Below are 17,157 nucleotides of genomic sequence, written 5' to 3' on the forward strand. Positions count from 1 at the left end.
CCTTTCTGTTTTCGTCTTATAAGTTGTTATAATGTATGTCTTCGATAATGTTACAAATTTGTTTAACAGTAAATAATGATAATCCCCCATATAGAGGTAACACTAAAATACGTTCTGCTATATGCTTTGCAATTGGAGTCCCCCATGAATCGAATTGTTTATTGTAACATGTGAAATCAGTCGTAAGTGGATAAAAATATTTTCGTGTAAACACATTATACTCTTTTAACCTTTCGTATAATTCATCACGTGTGCAACCGTAAAGATGTTCATCCACCTCAATTGAAAAATAAGAATAGTTATATTGAATATCTTTGGCTTCTTCTACATAACGAATACCAGGAACCTTTTTTAGCTTTTCACGATATAGTTTTGTAATTTGCTTTCGCTTTTCAATTTCAGTAGTTATATATTTTAAGTTTGTAAGTCCCATTGCCGCTTGAAATTCGTTCATTTTCGCATTTAAACCAACTAACTCTACATTTTCGGGTCCACATATACCAAAGTTTTTATATTGATTTAATGTTTTTGTATATTGAGGTTCGCGATATGTAAGCACACCGCCTTCAATTGAATGGAAAATTTTCGTTGCATGCATACTAAACATACTCATGTCCCCGAATGAACCGATGCTTTCGCCATTTACACGTACACCAAAAGCATGGGCCGCATCATAAATTACCTGTAAATTGTATTTTTTTGCGATTTTTTCAATTTCATATACGTTACAAGGATGTCCGAATACATGGACAGGCATAATAGCTGATGTTCGTTTTGTAATTAGCGCTTCAATTTTTGTAACATCGATATTATAATCAGTTTCACAAATATCACAAAAAACGGGTGTCAATCCGTTTGCTACAATAGCATGGGTGGTGGATATAAACGTAAAAGGAGTTGTGATTATCTCACCTTCTAATTGCATAGCTTTCACCGCGATATCTAAGGCCATATGACCGTTCACAAATAGAGTACTATGTGGGACGGATAAATAGGAATGTAACTCATCTTCAAATTGTCGATGGAACGGCCCGTTGTTCGTAATATAGTGACTATCCCAAAGTTGCCGAATTGTATTTGTATATTCTTCAAATGGTGGCAGAGAAGGGCGAGCGACAAGTATCGGCTCAGGGAACATTAGGTGCCTTTTTACAGGTGTGAAACTTTCCATTGTATACAATCCTTTCATCTTTTTATTTTGAAATTAAGATTTTTGAATGTTTTATACTGAATGATACTGTGTGTCATAATGCTTTTTATATTCTCCTGAAATAATTTTTTGCCACCAATGTTCGTTTTCTATATACCATTGGACTGTTTGTTGTATCCCTGTATGAAAGTTATGAATAGGGAACCAACCTAGCTCTGTTTGAAGCTTTGTAGAGTTGATTGCATAACGCCTGTCGTGTCCAGGACGGTCCTTTACATATTGAATGAGTGATTCCGGCTTTTTGAGGTATGATAGGATCTCTTTTACAACTTCAATATTTGTATACTCGTTATTTCCACCAATATTGTACACTTCGCCAATACAACCGTTATGTAGAATAAGGTCTATAGCACGGCAATGATCTTCTACATGTAGCCAATCGCGTATTTGTAGTCCGTCTCCATATATAGGGAGATGCTTGTTATGTAAAGCGTTAATAATCATTAACGGAATTAATTTCTCCGGAAAGTGAAAAGGTCCATAATTGTTAGAACAACGTGTAATATTAATCGGTAATCCAAATGTTTCATAATAGGCACGTGTGAGTAAATCAGCACTTGCTTTGCTTGCGCTGTAAGGACTGTTTGGTGCAAGTGGTGTTTCTTCTGTGAAAAGCCCGTTATCGCCTAAAGTACCATACACTTCATCAGTTGAAATTTGAATGTATTTTTTTATCCTGTATTGTTTAGCTGCATGTAATAAATTCTGGGTACCTTGAATGTTTGTTTGTACAAAGATACCGGGCTGTATAATGCTACGATCAACGTGAGATTCCGCAGCGAAATTTAATACATAATCAAATCGTTCTGTTTCAAACAAATGGTTAATAAATGTACTGTTTGAAATATCACCCTTTATAAATGTGTAAGATGTTTTATTTTCAATAGTTCTCAAATTTTCAAGATTACCTGCATAGGTTAAGGCATCTACATTTATAATATGATAGCTCGGGTATTTATTTATAATATAGCGAATGAAATTGCTTCCAATAAAGCCAGCCCCACCTGTTATTAATAATTTCATCATGATGACTCCTCTACATGAGATGTAATATGTTTTTCTATGTTCACTTCATGAGCAATTTTAAACAAATATTGTCCGTATTGATTATTTTGTAATTGTTTAGCACATGTTAACAGTTTCTCTTTTGATATATAACCCATACGAAATGCGATTTCTTCTAAACAAGCAACTTTTAAACTTTGACGCCTCTCTATTGTTTCAATAAACTGTGATGCTTCTAATAAAGATTCATGTGTCCCTGTATCTAACCAAGCGTAACCACGTCCTAAAACTTCTACGTGTAAATCGTCTAGTTGTAAATATTTTTTATTAATGTCTGTAATCTCTAACTCACCACGAGAAGAGGGGATTAAGCTTTTGGCAATGTCAATAACGCGATTATCATAAAAGTATAATCCTGTTACTGCATAATTCGATTTTGGTATATTAGGTTTTTCCTCAATTGAGGTTACTTTTTGATTGTTATCAAATTCAATAACACCAAAACGTTGAGGATCATTCACATAATATCCAAAGATTGTTGCGCCCGAATTTTTAGTAACAGCCCTTTGAAGAAGAGGGGTTAATCCTTGACCGTAAAAAATGTTATCTCCTAAAATGAGGGCAACATTATCATTGCCGATAAAATCAGCTCCGATTAAAAATGCTTGTGCTAATCCATCAGGAGAAGGCTGAGTTGCATATGAAATAAAGAGTCCTAATTTTGATCCGTCACCAAAAATTTGTTCAAACTTTGAAATGTCTTCAGGTGTAGAAATAATTAAAATTTCTTTAATACCAGCTAACATTAATATAGATAGAGGGTAATAAATCATCGGTTTATCATAGATCGGTAATAGTTGTTTCGAAATTGTTTTTGTTAAAGGATATAACCTTGTACCACTACCTCCAGCGAGAATAATACCTTTCACTTTTTTAGCACTCCTAACAGTAAAAGTTTTTATGTGTATGAAATAACTTCTAATCCTATATTTATGGTAATATACCAATATATCAATGTTTATTTTTGATATTATTATTTCATTATATTATACAATATTGTTTTTATGAAGTGTTACGTAGTTTTTTAAAAAAATAAGGAAGGGGAACAAAAAATGAAAGAGAGATCCTCATTAGTTAGTGTAGTGATCCCATCATACAATCAAAAAGAGTATTTAGAAGAAGCAATAGAGAGTGTACTAAGTCAAGATTACTCAAATATTGAGTTGGTTATTGCCGATGATTTTTCTACAGACGGTACAGATATAATGATGAAGAAGTATATTTTAAACACTAATATAAAGTATTTTCGAAATAAGGTGAATTTAGGAGCAAATCGAAATGTATGCCAATCTTTTTATTCATATGTCAGGGGGGAGTTTGTTTTATATTTAAATCACGATGATTATTTTATTGATCCACATTACATATCAAGAGCTGTTAAATTCCTTGTTGAAAACCCTAAAGTTTCAGTTGTTTTTGCCAACTATAGACGCTTAATACAAGAAACAGGAGAGGTGAAAGATATAATAGAGCCAACAAAGAACATAATTACGCCCGGCAAAGATTATTTTTATAATTATCAGTTATCTCACAATGGTTATCCAGGGATTTTATCATTAACAGCATTATTTCGGAGAGATTGCGCGATTAAAACAAAATGTTTTCAAGAAAAAACAGCAATTAATGACTTTATTGTTTTTATGAAATTAATGCTTGCTGGTGATGTTGGACATTTTGACTCCATTGTTAGTGTATATAGAGTTCACAAAAAAAGCATTACATTCAATTCTACGTTAGATGATGATATGGATACAATTAAAGAAATAGAAGAACTATACAAGTTAGCGTTAGATTATGGATTTACTAGAGTGCAGTTAGATAAATGGTTAGAAGCAAGAATAATAATTCATTTTGTATACTGGAGGTTCCCTGCTTTATTGAAGGGAAATGACACTGAGACTATTAAGAGAATATTATTATTTCTGAAGAACGAGTATCCATCGATATGTGTGATGATGTTTAAGATATTAGATGAGCAAGGAATATTAAAAAAAATTTTATAGTAAAGAAGATAAACAGCCATACTCTTAGGAAAGAGGTTTGAATGAGTGTATGGCTGTTTGTTGTAGAGTGTGTCCATACATTCATTCAAAAACCTTTGTAAGAAAAAAGCCTTCAGTGAAAGTTCACTGAAGGCTTTTAGTAAATGAATTATTGTAATAACTTACTTACCATTTGTGGTGTTTGGTTTGCTTGAGATAGCATGCTCACGCCAGCTTCACTTAAAATCTTGAATTTCGTCATTTCAGACATTTCTTTTGCCATATCCGCATCTTCAATTTGAGAAGCAGCTGCAGCCATGTTTGTTGCTTGGCTGTTTACGTTGTTTAAGTTATGGTCTAAACGGTTTAATTGAGAACCGTAAGTTGCGCGGTTGTCAGCGATATCTTGGATAGCCTGATCAATTTTTGTGATTGCTGCATCAGCCTTATCTTCCGTTTTAACGTCTACAGCTCCTTTTAATAATGTAGAAGCTGTAGCATCGATTGCTGCAATTGTTAGCTTGTCCTCTGCAGCATCAGAAAGTTGAACATTAATAGCAGAACCTGATCCAGATAGTAATGCGTTACCGTTAAAGTTTGTTTTTTCAGCAATGTGAGTAATTTCTTCAGTTAACTGTTGGAACTCTAAATCTAAAGATTCACGGTCGTTGCCTTGGTTTGTACCAGTAGCAGATTGTGTAGCAAGGTCACGCATACGAAGTAAGATGTTAGATACAGAGTTTAATGCTGAATCCATTGTACGTAATGCAGACATACCGTCTTGTGTGTTTTTCGCACCAACGTTTAAGCCGCCTTCTTTTGCACGCATACGAGTTGCGATAGCAAGACCTGCAGCGTCGTCAGATGCACTGTTGATTTGTTTACCGCTAGATAGACGGTTCATAGATGTGTTCATTTTGTCTTGGTTTTGACGCATGTACTCTTGCGTACGCATGCTGTTGATGTTTGTATTAATTCTCATGATTAATACCTCCCGTTTTTATATTGATATTTTTGATTTTTTTGGGTTTTAATCGTTAAAGGTAAATATACAAAAAAATCAATTTCGAGTTAATTGTAATCCTTGGTATACTAACTGTCAACATATAATTGCGATTATTAAATATAAAAAAATATGAATTTAATAATATGTTCAATCGTTACGTTGTTTTTTTCTATATATTTAAGAAAATGAGTGATATTATATATATAGGAAAAATAATATAAAGGACCGCTAACTTTTTATTTCTAGCTAAAAAGTTTTATAGAATGTATTTTTTTTTATATTTGAATCGATTATTGCATTCTTTTTTAAAAAACTCTAATATTAGATTATCTTTGTTTATAAAAAAGGTGATATTATGATGAGTGGAAATATCGTTCAAGAAGTTCTTTCTTATAGGAAAATGCAGTTTCAAGAAAAATTAAAAAGTCCAGAAGCGTTTATGAATAATAAATTTCAACAGACGTTTCAAGCTGAGCAGTTACAAGCAGAAAAAAGTTCTACGAAAGTAGAGGAACAATTTGCGGCGATCCAAACGGAAGAAATACAAGATGTACAATCGCTGCAAGTTTCACAGCAAGAGTTTGATCGTCGCTTTCAAGATGTGACAAATGGAAGTGATGTGAGTCAGGACTATGATAAATGGGGGCTGACAGAGAAGTATACTATTCAGCCGATTCGTTCTAGTAATGAAGGGAAGTATACAGATATTATTGAACGAATGAGCGCTGAGCATGGAGTTCCGAAAGCGTTAATTCAAAAAATGATTGAAGTAGAGTCTAATTTTAATCCAAATGTTGTATCACATGCAGGGGCGATGGGACTTATGCAGCTTATGCCTGTGAATGTGAAGGAACAAGGAGTTAAAGACCCATTCTCTCCAGCTGATAATATTGAAGGCGGCGTAAAAGAAATTACTGGATATTTAAAGAAGTATAATGGGGACCTTGTTTTATCGCTTGCTGCATATAATGCTGGCCAAGGGAATGTAAGAAAGTACGGAGGGGTGCCACCGTTTCGAGAGACAGAGAATTACATTAAGAAAATATTAAATATAGATGTTAGAAAATAAAAAGTTTCATATAGAAAGAAATAGTGAAACTGTTTTGAACATGAAATGGGAGTTGGCAAAATTATGAAATTACACGATGATATTCCATTAACAATTTATTTTGAAATTGGAAGAACGAAGAAAAAAATTGATGATCTCCTTCATGTGACGAAAGGAACATTATATCGTCTTGAAAATTCAACGAAAAATACAGTGCGCATAATGTTAGAAAATGAAGAGATTGGGCACGGGAAAATTTTAACGAAAAACGGAAAAATGTACGTTGAGATTGTTGAATTGAAGGGATAGGAAAGGGGATTATCATGAGTGGCGATAAATTAAGCCAAGAACAAATTGATGCGCTTTTAAAGGCAATGAATGATGGGTCTGAAATGCCTGCATTTGCACAAGAGGCTGATAAAAAAGAGAAGTTTCAAGAATACGATTTTAATAGACCAGAAAAGTTCGGTGTAGAACATTTACGTACGCTTCAAAAGATTGCGACGCATTTTGGAAAAAGCACGTCACAGTCCATGGCGACGAGAATGCGTATTCCAATTGAGTTAGAACCCGCAACGGTTGAACAAGTACCATTTATGAGTGAATATGTTGAGAAAATGCCAAAAGATTATTACTTATATTGTGTTGTTGACCTCGGAGTACCAGGACTTGGTGAGATTGTCATTGAGATGGATTTAGCATTTATTATCTTTATTCATGAATGTTGGCTCGGTGCTGAGGCAAAACGCGATTTCTCACTACGTAGACCGTTAACAGCGTTTGAGTTTTTAACAGTGGATAATATTTTTGCGATTCTTTGTGAGAATTTAGAGCAAGCGTTTGAAAGTGTGCTTCCAGTTCAGCCAAAGTTTGTCGTGACCGAAACAGATCCAAATGCGTTAAAGATTACAACGGCAAGTGATATTATTTCGCTTTTAAATGTAAACATGAAAACCGATTATTGGAATACAACGATACGTATGGGTATTCCATTTTTATCTGTTGAAGATATTATGGATCAATTGACATCGGAAAATATTGTCGAACATTCTTCGGATAAACTAAAAACATATACGAAAGAAGTCGAATATGAAGTACAAAAAGTATATAAACCAGTATTTGTTTCAGTTGGAGAAGAAAGAATGACACTTGGTGAGCTTGAAAAAGTTGAAGAGGGAGATATTATTCCACTTCATACGAAGGTAACTGATCAATTACATTGTTACGTAGATGGAAAACATAAGTTTAACGGTTTCATTGGTAAGGACGGAGCAAGGAAAGCGGTATTATTTAAAGGTTTCGTAGAGTAAGAGAGGAGGAGAATAGATGAAGCATGAAGTATCTCCTGTATCGTTAGTTGATTTAGGACAGTACCAAAATGAACGAGAGCCAGTAGAGAAGGCACACATTGATACGGTATCTGATATTTCCATTGAATTAGGTGTAAAGCTTGGGAAGGCATCTATAAAGCTCGGTGATGTAAAAAGTTTAAAGGTTGGCGATGTTCTTGAAGTGCAAAAGAATTTAGGACATAAAGTCGATGTATATTTAAGTGATATGAAAGCTGGCATCGGTGAAGCAATTGTGATGGATGAGAATTTTGGAATTATTATTTCAGAAATTCATGCAGATAAGAAAAAAGCTGTATTAGCAGCAGCGTTACAGCAAGAGAATGAATAGAGGAGGTATCATATGGATTATATGATGTCCTTATTCCAACTAGTATTAGTATTTGGGGTGCTTGGTTATGGCGCCTATTATATGACGAAAAAGACGAAGAAACATCAGTTTCATAAACAAGGAGAAAATGGATTTATCAATGTGAAAGATGGTGTGTATTTAAACCATCAGACGAGCGCTTTTTTATTTGAAGTCGAAGGTAAGCAAGTATTTACTGTGATGAATCAAAACGGTGTTCATTCTATTCAATTAACAAATGGACAATTTCATAAGGCGCTGGAAGATGCGATGAAACAAGAAGCGCAAACTAAAAAGGCAGAGGATGCGTCATGATTAGAAAGAAACAAATATGGTTTATTGCACGTATTTTTCTATTTTTCGTCTGTTTTTCTATTATTTTTGCAAATTCCGCTTATGCAGAAACAAACGGTTTTATTAATTTTGAAAGTGGAAAAGAATTTACGAACAATTCAAGTGTACAGCTTTTTATGATGGTAACGCTTCTGTCGTTATCTTCGTCGATTATTTTGTTATTTACCCATTTTACATATTTTATGATCGTTCTTGGGATTACACGTCAAGGGCTTGGGGTCATGAACCTACCACCAAACCAAGTGCTTGTTGGATTAGCCTTCTTCTTAGCATTATTTACGATGCAGCCCGTATTAGGGGAACTTAAAAAAGATGTATGGGACCCGATGACGAAAGAAGAAATAACGGTTGGTCAAGCGACCGCAAATGCGGAGCCAATTTTGAAAGAATATATGGCAAAACATACATATCAGCACGATTTGAAAATGATGTTAAAAGTACGCGATGAAGAAGTGCCGAAAAATACGGACGATATTTCTTTATTTACGCTTGTACCGTCATTTACATTGACGCAAATTCAAGAACAAACGTTAACATTCCTGCCAAAGATGGCGAGTATTGTCATTGTCATTATTATTTTAGGTCCGTGGATGTTTGAGGAATTGACGTCAATTATTTTAGAGTTGTTCGATAAAATTCCGTCGTTGCTTCGTTCGGACTGAAAAGGGTGACAAACAATGAATATGGAACTATGGGCGGCGACGTTCTTTGCATTTTGCCGCATTACTTCTTTTTTATATTTTTTACCGTTCCTTTCAGGACGATCGATTCCGTCAAAGGCAAAGATTACATTTGGTCTTGGATTATCATTTGTCGTAGCGGATCAAATTGATATTTCTCATGTGGAGACGATATGGGATACATTAGCGTACGCGGGACTGCAAATTGTAATTGGTGTCTCGCTTGCGAAAATTGTAGAAATGCTTTGGAGTATCCCAAAAATGGCAGGACATATTTTAGATTTTGATATCGGTTTATCACAGGCGAGTTTGTTTGATGTGAATGCTGGTTCGCAGTCGACATTACTTTCGACAATCTTTGATATTTTTTTCCTACTCATTTTCATTTCGCTTGGCGGCATCGATTATTTTGTGGCGACGATTTTAAAGTCGTTTCAATATACAGAAGCGATTTATTTACTGATGACAACAAACTTTTTAAATAGTTTACTTGCAACGCTGCTATTTGCGATTACGTCAGCTGTTGAAATTGCTTTGCCACTTATGGGCAGTTTGTTTATTATTAATTTCATTTTAATTTTAATTGCGAAAAATGCACCGCAGTTAAATATTTTTATGAATGCGTTTGTTATTAAAATTACATGTGGTCTTTTATTTATCGCGATGAGCGTGCCGATGCTAGGCTATGTGTTTAAAAATATCGCAAATGTATTACTTGAAGAATATACGGAACTATTTAATTTTCTCTTAACGAAATAAGGGGGCGCGTATGGCAAAGGATAATAAAACAGAAAAAGCCACCCCGCAAAAACGGAAGCAAGCAAGGGAAGAAGGGAATGTCGCCAGAAGTAAAGATTTAAACAATTTATTTTCAATTCTTGTGCTTGCCGCAGTGATTTACTTTTTAGGTGATATTATCGGTTCTGAAATTGCAAATTCCGTTGCGATTTTGTTTGATCAGATTGGAAAGAACACGGATTCCACAGAGTTTTTTTACTTGATGGGATTACAGCTTTTAAAAATATCAGCACCAATTCTCATACTTGTATATTTGTTTCACTTCGGAAACTACATGTTACAAGTTGGTTTTTTATTTTCAACAAAAGTAATTAAGCCAAAGGCGTCGCGTATTAATCCAAAAAGCTATTTTACAAGATTATTTGGAAGGCGAAGTATCGTTGATATTACGAAGTCACTTCTTTATATGGTACTCATTGGATATATTTCGTACGTAATCTTCCGAAGTAATTTAGAAACGCTTGTCAGTATGATTGGTTTAAACTGGGGTGCAACGCTTGTTGAGGTTATGGAGCAATTAAAGCTTATCTTTTTAGTCATTTTAGTCATTTTAATCGTTACCTCTATCGCTGATTTTTTATATCAAAAGTGGGAGTACGAACAAGATTTAATGATGAAAAAAGAAGAAGTAAAACGGGAGCATAAAGATAATGAAGGGGACCCGGAAGTGAAAGGGAAACGAAAACACTTTATGCATGCCATCTTACAAGGAACGATTGCGAAGAAGATGGATGGAGCAACGTTTGTAGTAAACAACCCGACGCATATCTCTGTTGTACTTCGGTATAACAAAGAGATTGATGATGCGCCCATTGTTGTTGCAAAGGGTGAAGATGAATTGGCGTTATACATCCGTTCACTTGCTCGTGAGCAAGAAATTCCGATGGTAGAGAACCGTCCGCTTGCAAGGTCACTTTACTATCAAGTGGAAGAAGATGATATCATTCCAGAAGATTTATATGTAGCTGTTATTGAAGTTATGCGCTATTTAATTCAAACGAAACAAATTGAAGTCTAAAGCGCGTTTGGAGGAGATTTTTTGTTTAAGATAGATTCAGCAAGAACCTATTTTTCTATCTTTTTAGCATCGTCATTTGTTGTGGCGCTGTTAATCCCATTACCGCCATTTGTACTTGATATGGTTATTGTTTTCATATTAAGTTTGTCGGTGCTTGTCTATATGCGAGCGACCAGTATTAAAGAATGGGATGAACTAAAGTCATTTCCGACGTTACTATTGTTAATTGGAATTTTCCGCGTATCGATTAACGTATCGACAACGCGAGCGATCTTAACAGAAGGTGACGCTGGTCGTGTTATTGAAGAGTTCGGTCATTTCGTTATTGGTGGGAATTTATTAATTGGTATTGTTATTTTTACTGTGTTAATTGTCTTCCAGTTTATCGTAGCAAACGGAGCGTCACGTACTGCTGAAGTTGCGGCACGTTTTACGCTTGATTCTTTACCTGGAAAACAAATGTCGATTGATGCCGATTTAAATCAGCGTCTCATTACAGAACAAGAAGCACAAGCAAAACGTAAAAGGTTAAATATGGAAACAGATTTTTACGGAGCGATGGATGGTGCCGGAAAGTTCATTAAAGGTGACGTTATTTTCGGTATTGTTATCTTATTTGTGAATATCATTTTCGGTTTAATTGTTGGTATGATGCAGCAAGGAATGAGCTTTGGCGAAGCGGCATACCATTATACACAGTTAACAGTTGGTGACGGAATCGTAAACCAAATTGGTTCATTAATGATTGCGATTGCGACAGGGATTATCGTAACACGTGTATTTGATGGTTCACCGGATACAGTAAGTGAAGGTATCTTTAAAGAGTTAATGGCACATGAAATTGTTGCTTATGCGCTTGGTGGCCTATTTATTGCAATGGGTATTTTCACACCGCTTCCACTTATACCGTTTGTGCTTGTTGGTGGGACAGTCCTATTCTTAGGATATCGTAATAAGAAAAGACTGCAGCGTGAAAAGGATGAAGAATTACAAAAAGAGTTAGAAATGATTCAAAGCGATGAGGACCAATTGCAAAAAGTTGAAGATTCATTTGGAGTCTTTACGGATAAATATCCAGTTATCGTTGAGCTTGGTCTTGATTTAGCGGCGCTTGTGAAGCAAAAGATTAACGGTGAAACTGCAAGGGATAAAGTGGTACTGATGCGTAAATCGATTATTACCGATTTAGGGATTAATGTGCCTGGTATTAACTTTAAAGATAATACGAGCTTTAGACCGCGTGGCCGATACGTGATTCGTATAAAAGGTGCGAAAGTGGCAGAAGGTGTCCTAAAATCAGGTTATTTACTCGCATTAAAAACACCAAATGTCATGGCTGATTTAGATGCAGAACCAGCGAAAGATCCAATTTTCGGTGAAGATGGATACTGGATTTTAGAGCATATGGTAAATGATGCGCAAATGAAAGGTTATCAAGTATTAGAACCACTTAGCATTTTAATCACACATTTAGATGTTGTACTTCGCCGTAATCTTCATGAATTGCTGCAACGTCAACATGTGAAAGATTTAATTCAGTCGTTAGAAAACGAGCATGGCGTACTGTTAGAAGAAATTAAGAAGAAAGAAATTGATTTATCACTCGTTCAAAATGTCGTTAAACAGCTGTTAAAAGAAGGCATTTCCATTCGTGATTTACCAACAATTATTGAAGGTATTATCGACGGAAAAGAAATTTACCAAAACCAAGTTGACGGTGTAACGTCATTTGTACGGGAATGTATTTCAAAAGTCATTTGTGAACATGCGAAGAACCCAGACGGAAAAATTTATGCAGCGTTGTTTGCGGATAATGTGGAATTAGATGCTGATGTTGTCAATAATTCGTATCAAGGTTATTTATTAAATTGGGATTTACAACTTGAAACACATGTTATTGAACAAGTGCAGCGTATTTTCAAGCAAGCTCGTTTAATGGGGCGTGAGCCAGTGTTATTAACGAGACGAAAAGACTTCCGCTTTGGTCTTGTTCGATTACTAGATCGTTATCAAATTGAAGCGAAAGTATTATGTATTAGTGAGCTAGCGCCAGAAATTGTGGTTGATCAAATTGCATATATTGAATAGAGCAGAGGTGAAAAGATGGAAACGGCAGTGAAGCGAGAACAGATGAAAAAAATTGAAGCTTCTTCTAAAAGTGAATTGTATAGAAAGTTATTTGAACAGCACGGTAATGACTATTACGTTGTTGTTGATGAAACAGTGAAGCGCCGCATCCCGTTTTTTTGGAAAAAGAAATACGAAATGCTCGTGTCGTTTCCAGAAGGCGATGTAGCAGCAAAAAGCAATGAAAACTTCCATGAAAAGCTAATGGGAACAGTTCAAGAGAAAGTGAAAGAAACTACATCACAAAATAGTGTCCAGCTTGTGCTGCATAACCTTGCAAATAAAACGAGTGCGATTTCTGACGAAGTTAAGAGCATCAGGAATAGTGAGGAAATACGAAAGAAAAAAGAAGAGTTGCTTCAGTTATTTGAGCAAGGATTTGTCACGTTGAAAAATAGTGAGGATGAACGAGTAAAGCCACTTTTGCAAATTGCGAGGGAGAATTTCTCAGAAAATGTACGTCAAACAGAAGTGAAACATACAGAATCTGTCCCGTTTATTATTGAAAAAATGATTCGCACGCTTCAGCAAAACGAAGTGGAAGAGCACTTTTTACAAGTATATCGAAATAAGCTAACAGAAAAGTTTCAACATGCAGCGATGATTACAGAGGAAGAAGTTATTTCGTTTATTTTAGAAGAAATGGGAAATTATTTCCGTACGGAAAATGTATTTGAAAAAGATGTTCAAACGATCGCATTAGTAGGTCCAACGGGTGTCGGAAAAACAACGACACTTGCAAAAATTGCATGGCAACTTCATCAGCACAAGAAAACGGTTGGATTCATTACGACGGATCATTCACGAGTTGGTACTGTGCAGCAGCTTCAGCAATATGTAAGTAAAATTGGTGTGGAAGTTCTTGCAGTCAAGGATAAAGCTGGGATCGAAAGAGCACTTTCTTACTTTAAAGAAGAACAAACAGTTGATTATATTTTAATTGATACAGCTGGTAAAAACTATCGCACGAAAGAATCGATTGAGATGATGATAGAAGAGGTTCAGCAAATTCAGCCTGATTATATGTGTTTAACGTTATCAGCGTCGATGAAAAGCAAAGATATGATTGAAATCATTACAAACTTTAAAGATACAGGAATTGATGGCTTTATCTTTACGAAGTTTGATGAAACAGCAAGTAGTGGTGAGCTATTAAAAATTCCAGCAATCTCATCAGCTCCAATTATCTTTACTACTGATGGGCAAGACATGAAGAAAAATATACAATTTGCAACGGCGCAGCATTTAGCAAAGCAAATGTTACAAACATCATAGAAAAGAGGTGAAGAGTAAGACGGTAGTCTTATTCGCTGTAATATGAATGGTTTATATATTGGTTCTATGGGTATGATGAACTACATGCAACATGTAAATGTACATGCAAACAATATTGCAAACGCACAAACGACAGGATTTAAGTTCGATAAAATGACATCTACACCGTTTGATACACATCAAGTGTACCGACAAGAGGATGGAAGAAGGAAAGCGATTGGTACGCTAGATTATACCGTTATCCCGTCTGGAACACATGTGAATTTAACACCAGGGTCTTTTCAAATTACGGGAAGTGCGACAGACTTTTATTTAGATGATGGAACATCTGGACAAACTTCATTTTTCATTGTCGAGCAAGATGGAATGGTTTGTTTAACGAGAGACGGACATTTTGGAGTGAATGAGGAAGGATATTTAAAAACATCATCAGGTGCATATGTGCTAGATCGGAATAATGAACGAATTCAAATTCCACAAAATGCGAAGTTATCAGTTGAACAAGATGGTACAATTAATGAACTGGTGAAGCGAGTTAATCCGCAAACGGGTCTAGAAGAGGAAGTGGCCGTTGAAATTGCACGATTGCAAACAAGGGCTGTCAATAATGAAAATATGGGTGGACTTGTAAAGCATGCAAGTCGTCATTTCTTAATAGATGGCATGGATATTGCAGATTTACCAGAAGGAAATAGCATCGTGCAGAATTACATGTTAGAAAACTCTAACGTTGAGATGTCAAAAGAAATGGTAGACGTAATGACAAATCAAAAAATGATTCAAGCTTCACAACGTATTATGACAACATTTGATAAAGTATATGAAAAAGAAGCAAATGAAATATTAAAGTAAGGGATATTCTACAAAGAATATCCTTTTTGTTATATATAAAGATTTTTTAAAATAAAAGAATATTCATAATTTTATTGACGTTTATCTTTTTCCTTTTTATATTAGTAGGTAGGATGATAACTACTAAAGGAGAAGCCGATGGATGATATTGTAAAAGAGTTACAAAAGCTAGGGTTTTCACAGTATGAGTGTAAAGCATATATCGGGTTATTAAAGCATTATCCAGCAACTGGCTATGAAATTAGTAAAGGAACAGGGGTACCTCGCTCTACAATTTATGAAGTACTTGGGAAGCTAATTGACAAAGGTGCAGTTCATATTGTTCCATCAGAACCGGTAAAATACGTTCCTGTCGCAGCGTCCGAATTAATAAACAGACTTCGTAAACAGTTTCAAGAATCGTTTGATTATCTAGACAAACAATTAACTTCTTTAGAGAAAGAGCGTGAAATAGATGTAATTTCACACATTCGTAGTGAAGATGTGATCGTACAAGAAATGGCTGAGATGATTGAACGAGCTGAAGAAGAATTATGGATTTCTGTTTGGGAAGGACAGATAGAAAAGATAAAAAAGAGTGTTCGGAAAAAAGAGCGTGAAGATGTACCAATCTTTTCTGTTATATTTGGTGCACCGCATGTGAAGCTTGGCGCTACATTTCATCATAACTATATGATACCTGATGTAGTTGCGGAGCGGATGGGCGGACATTTAACGGTCATTACTCGTGATGGGAAAGAGGTGCTTATTGCCAATATTTCCGAGACGGGTACATCGTGGGCTGTGAAAACGCACGACCCAGCACTTGTATTAGTTGCGACGGAATATATTCGCCACGATATTATGATGGAAGAGATGATGAAAGAATATGGATCCGATAAGCTTGATGCACTGTGGAGAAGTAACCCTCACTTAGTACATGTCGTTTCTGGAAAGCGGTTTGTAAAGTAAAAAGGGGGAGAAGTGATGCAAAGAATAGAAGCAAGGCAGGCGTTTCCACAAGAAGAAACGTTTATGATGGGTGTGAAAGACTGTTTACCGACGGTTCTTGGTTATTTAAGCATTGGCGTTGCTGCTGGTATTATTGAAAAAACGGCGGGTTTCTCCTTAGTAGAAATCACACTAATTTCCATGCTCGTCTATGCAGGATCTGCTCAGTTTATTATGGCTGGTATGTTCGCCGCAGGTGCACCAGCTTCTGCTATTATTTTTACTGTTTTCTTTGTAAATGTAAGACATCTTTTAATGAGTGCAGCGTTAGCACCGTATTTACAAAAAGTGCCGATGTGGCGTAATATGATAATCGGCTCACAAGTTACAGATGAAACATTTGGGGTTGCGGCGCAGCATATGGCGAGCAAGGGATATATTGGTGAAAGATGGATGCTTGGATTAAATGTTACCGCTTACGTAAACTGGGTGTTAGCAAATATAATTGGCGGTATTTTTGGAGAGTGGATACCAGACCCGTATACGTATGGTATGGACTACGCACTTCCAGCGATGTTTATTGGACTTTTCGTTTTGCAGCTCGTTAGTGAAAGACCGAAGTTAAAGATTCATCTCGTTGTTGCAGGTGCAGCAATTATTATCGCGCTTTGTTCGTATCTTGTGTTACCAAGCAGTGTAGCAATTATCGTTGCAACGTTAGCAGCAGCAACAATTGGGGTGGTGATTGAAAAATGGAAATCAGCTTAAATGTATTGTTGCTTATCGTTGGTGCGGCCGTTGTTACTTTTATACCAAGGGTGTTACCACTCCTTGTATTAAGTAAGGTAAATATTCCTGAATGGGGAATGAAGTGGCTCAGCTATATTCCTATTTCGATTATGGCAGCGTTACTTGCTCATTCCTTATTTATGCATGAAAGTTTTCAAGTCGATTACATATTGGCGGCCATTCCAACGTTTCTCGTTGCAATTTATACACGTAGTTTATTAGGAGCTGTTATGACAGGTATTATCGCTGTTATTACTCTTCGTATGTTTTTATAAAGGTAAAAGTTTTCTTTTCTGTCACAAGGAATATGATGTAGTATATCGAA

General features: G+C 35.7%; 19 protein-coding genes. 15 read left to right on the forward strand and 4 right to left on the reverse strand.

Translation table 11 applies throughout. The features are described 5' to 3' along the window. Positions 1 to 16: 16 nt before the first annotated feature. From BAMA_RS05480 to rfbA, 3 genes are read right to left on the reverse strand one after another with little or no spacing between them, the layout of a single operon-like run. Positions 17 to 1,171 (reverse strand): DegT/DnrJ/EryC1/StrS family aminotransferase, encoded by a 1,155-nt coding sequence (locus BAMA_RS05480; protein ID WP_235184415.1) that lies wholly within the window; start codon positions 1,169 to 1,171, stop codon positions 17 to 19. Positions 1,172 to 1,222: 51 nt separating this feature from the next. Beyond that, positions 1,223 to 2,233 (reverse strand): dTDP-glucose 4,6-dehydratase, encoded by a 1,011-nt coding sequence (gene rfbB / locus BAMA_RS05485; protein ID WP_034636921.1) that lies wholly within the window; start codon positions 2,231 to 2,233, stop codon positions 1,223 to 1,225. Further along, the gene (gene rfbA, locus BAMA_RS05490) at positions 2,233 to 3,144 is read right to left on the reverse strand and encodes a glucose-1-phosphate thymidylyltransferase RfbA (protein ID WP_034636923.1); all 912 of its coding nucleotides are present in this window, start codon (positions 3,142 to 3,144) and stop codon (positions 2,233 to 2,235) included. The genes rfbB and rfbA overlap by 1 nt, the downstream gene beginning before the upstream one ends. A 183-nt stretch (positions 3,145 to 3,327) precedes the next feature. Here rfbA and BAMA_RS05495 point away from each other — a divergent pair, with 183 nt between their 5' ends. Next, positions 3,328 to 4,278, forward strand: coding sequence for a glycosyltransferase family 2 protein (locus BAMA_RS05495; RefSeq protein ID WP_034636925.1), 951 nt, complete (start codon positions 3,328 to 3,330; stop codon positions 4,276 to 4,278). 148 nt (positions 4,279 to 4,426) lie between these two features. Here the strand turns inward: BAMA_RS05495 and BAMA_RS05500 are convergent, their stop codons facing one another. After that, a complete protein-coding gene (locus BAMA_RS05500) occupies positions 4,427 to 5,239 on the reverse strand; it encodes a flagellin N-terminal helical domain-containing protein (RefSeq protein ID WP_034636927.1) in 813 nt (270 codons plus the stop codon). A 379-nt stretch (positions 5,240 to 5,618) separates the two neighbouring features. On the opposite strand from BAMA_RS05500, the gene BAMA_RS05505 reads away from it, so the two are divergent. The 14 genes from BAMA_RS05505 (at position 5,619) to BAMA_RS05570 (ending at position 17,107) form a co-directional block, all read left to right on the forward strand. Continuing rightward, positions 5,619 to 6,332, forward strand: a complete 714-nt coding sequence (locus BAMA_RS05505; protein ID WP_034636928.1) for a lytic transglycosylase domain-containing protein — start codon at positions 5,619 to 5,621, stop codon at positions 6,330 to 6,332. A gap of 63 nt (positions 6,333 to 6,395) precedes the next feature. After that, positions 6,396 to 6,620 carry a flagellar motor switch protein FliN gene (locus BAMA_RS05510; RefSeq protein WP_034636930.1) on the forward strand — a complete coding sequence of 75 codons (225 nt, stop codon included), beginning with the start codon at positions 6,396 to 6,398 and terminating at the stop codon, positions 6,618 to 6,620. Positions 6,621 to 6,634: 14 nt separating this feature from the next. Further along, positions 6,635 to 7,621 carry a flagellar motor switch protein FliM gene (fliM, locus tag BAMA_RS05515; protein ID WP_034636933.1) on the forward strand — a complete coding sequence of 329 codons (987 nt, stop codon included), beginning with the start codon at positions 6,635 to 6,637 and terminating at the stop codon, positions 7,619 to 7,621. A 16-nt stretch (positions 7,622 to 7,637) separates the two neighbouring features. After that, positions 7,638 to 7,991: a FliM/FliN family flagellar motor switch protein gene (locus BAMA_RS05520; RefSeq protein ID WP_034636936.1), complete on the forward strand. Its 354-nt coding sequence runs from the start codon at positions 7,638 to 7,640 to the stop codon at positions 7,989 to 7,991. A gap of 12 nt (positions 7,992 to 8,003) precedes the next feature. Then, a complete protein-coding gene (locus tag BAMA_RS05525) occupies positions 8,004 to 8,324 on the forward strand; it encodes a hypothetical protein (protein WP_034636937.1) in 321 nt (106 codons plus the stop codon). Continuing rightward, a complete protein-coding gene (locus BAMA_RS25365) occupies positions 8,321 to 9,025 on the forward strand; it encodes a flagellar biosynthetic protein FliQ (protein WP_034636939.1) in 705 nt (234 codons plus the stop codon). Before BAMA_RS05525 ends, BAMA_RS25365 begins: the two co-directional genes overlap by 4 nt. 15 nt (positions 9,026 to 9,040) lie before the next feature. After that, positions 9,041 to 9,802 (forward strand): flagellar biosynthetic protein FliR, encoded by a 762-nt coding sequence (locus BAMA_RS05535; protein ID WP_034636942.1) that lies wholly within the window; start codon positions 9,041 to 9,043, stop codon positions 9,800 to 9,802. 10 nt (positions 9,803 to 9,812) lie between these two features. Beyond that, positions 9,813 to 10,859 carry a flagellar type III secretion system protein FlhB gene (gene flhB, locus BAMA_RS05540; protein ID WP_034636944.1) on the forward strand — a complete coding sequence of 349 codons (1,047 nt, stop codon included), beginning with the start codon at positions 9,813 to 9,815 and terminating at the stop codon, positions 10,857 to 10,859. A gap of 21 nt (positions 10,860 to 10,880) precedes the next feature. Then, on the forward strand, positions 10,881 to 12,947 hold the full coding sequence (locus BAMA_RS05545) for a flagellar biosynthesis protein FlhA (protein ID WP_034636946.1): 2,067 nt from the start codon (positions 10,881 to 10,883) through the stop codon (positions 12,945 to 12,947). Between the two features lie 15 nt (positions 12,948 to 12,962). After that, the gene (locus BAMA_RS05550; RefSeq protein WP_034636949.1) at positions 12,963 to 14,261 is read left to right on the forward strand and encodes an AAA family ATPase; all 1,299 of its coding nucleotides are present in this window, start codon (positions 12,963 to 12,965) and stop codon (positions 14,259 to 14,261) included. 42 nt (positions 14,262 to 14,303) lie between these two features. After that, entirely contained in the window at positions 14,304 to 15,113 is an 810-nt protein-coding gene (locus BAMA_RS05555; RefSeq protein WP_034636952.1) for a flagellar hook-basal body complex protein, read from the forward strand. Positions 15,114 to 15,251: 138 nt separating this feature from the next. Further along, positions 15,252 to 16,064, forward strand: coding sequence for a TrmB family transcriptional regulator (locus BAMA_RS05560; protein ID WP_034636955.1), 813 nt, complete (start codon positions 15,252 to 15,254; stop codon positions 16,062 to 16,064). A 15-nt stretch (positions 16,065 to 16,079) separates the two neighbouring features. Then, positions 16,080 to 16,811, forward strand: a complete 732-nt coding sequence (locus BAMA_RS05565) for an AzlC family ABC transporter permease (RefSeq protein WP_034636958.1) — start codon at positions 16,080 to 16,082, stop codon at positions 16,809 to 16,811. Further along, entirely contained in the window at positions 16,796 to 17,107 is a 312-nt protein-coding gene (locus BAMA_RS05570) for an AzlD domain-containing protein (RefSeq protein WP_034636960.1), read from the forward strand. The genes BAMA_RS05565 and BAMA_RS05570 overlap by 16 nt, the downstream gene beginning before the upstream one ends. Positions 17,108 to 17,157: the final 50 nt, after the last annotated feature.

It is taken from the genome of Bacillus manliponensis (assembly GCF_000712595.1).
In the GTDB taxonomy this organism is placed as follows: domain Bacteria; phylum Bacillota; class Bacilli; order Bacillales; family Bacillaceae_G; genus Bacillus_A; species Bacillus_A manliponensis.

Bases quoted from the DNA above. Each gene is read 5' to 3' on its own strand.
- BAMA_RS05480 (WP_235184415.1), bottom strand. From the start codon at position 1,171: ATGGAAAGTTTCACACCTGTAAAAAGGCACCTAATGTTCCCTGAGCCG.
- rfbB (WP_034636921.1), bottom strand. From the start codon at position 2,233: ATGAAATTATTAATAACAGGTGGGGCTGGCTTTATTGGAAGCAATTTC.
- BAMA_RS05495 (WP_034636925.1), top strand. From the start codon at position 3,328: ATGAAAGAGAGATCCTCATTAGTTAGTGTAGTGATCCCATCATACAAT.
- BAMA_RS05500 (WP_034636927.1), bottom strand. From the start codon at position 5,239: ATGAGAATTAATACAAACATCAACAGCATGCGTACGCAAGAGTACATG.
- BAMA_RS05505 (WP_034636928.1), top strand. From the start codon at position 5,619: ATGATGAGTGGAAATATCGTTCAAGAAGTTCTTTCTTATAGGAAAATG.
- BAMA_RS05510 (WP_034636930.1), top strand. From the start codon at position 6,396: ATGAAATTACACGATGATATTCCATTAACAATTTATTTTGAAATTGGA.
- fliM (WP_034636933.1), top strand. From the start codon at position 6,635: ATGAGTGGCGATAAATTAAGCCAAGAACAAATTGATGCGCTTTTAAAG.
- BAMA_RS05520 (WP_034636936.1), top strand. From the start codon at position 7,638: ATGAAGCATGAAGTATCTCCTGTATCGTTAGTTGATTTAGGACAGTAC.
- BAMA_RS05525 (WP_034636937.1), top strand. From the start codon at position 8,004: ATGGATTATATGATGTCCTTATTCCAACTAGTATTAGTATTTGGGGTG.
- BAMA_RS25365 (WP_034636939.1), top strand. From the start codon at position 8,321: ATGATTAGAAAGAAACAAATATGGTTTATTGCACGTATTTTTCTATTT.
- BAMA_RS05535 (WP_034636942.1), top strand. From the start codon at position 9,041: ATGAATATGGAACTATGGGCGGCGACGTTCTTTGCATTTTGCCGCATT.
- flhB (WP_034636944.1), top strand. From the start codon at position 9,813: ATGGCAAAGGATAATAAAACAGAAAAAGCCACCCCGCAAAAACGGAAG.
- BAMA_RS05550 (WP_034636949.1), top strand. From the start codon at position 12,963: ATGGAAACGGCAGTGAAGCGAGAACAGATGAAAAAAATTGAAGCTTCT.
- BAMA_RS05555 (WP_034636952.1), top strand. From the start codon at position 14,304: ATGAATGGTTTATATATTGGTTCTATGGGTATGATGAACTACATGCAA.
- BAMA_RS05560 (WP_034636955.1), top strand. From the start codon at position 15,252: ATGGATGATATTGTAAAAGAGTTACAAAAGCTAGGGTTTTCACAGTAT.
- BAMA_RS05565 (WP_034636958.1), top strand. From the start codon at position 16,080: ATGCAAAGAATAGAAGCAAGGCAGGCGTTTCCACAAGAAGAAACGTTT.
- BAMA_RS05570 (WP_034636960.1), top strand. From the start codon at position 16,796: ATGGAAATCAGCTTAAATGTATTGTTGCTTATCGTTGGTGCGGCCGTT.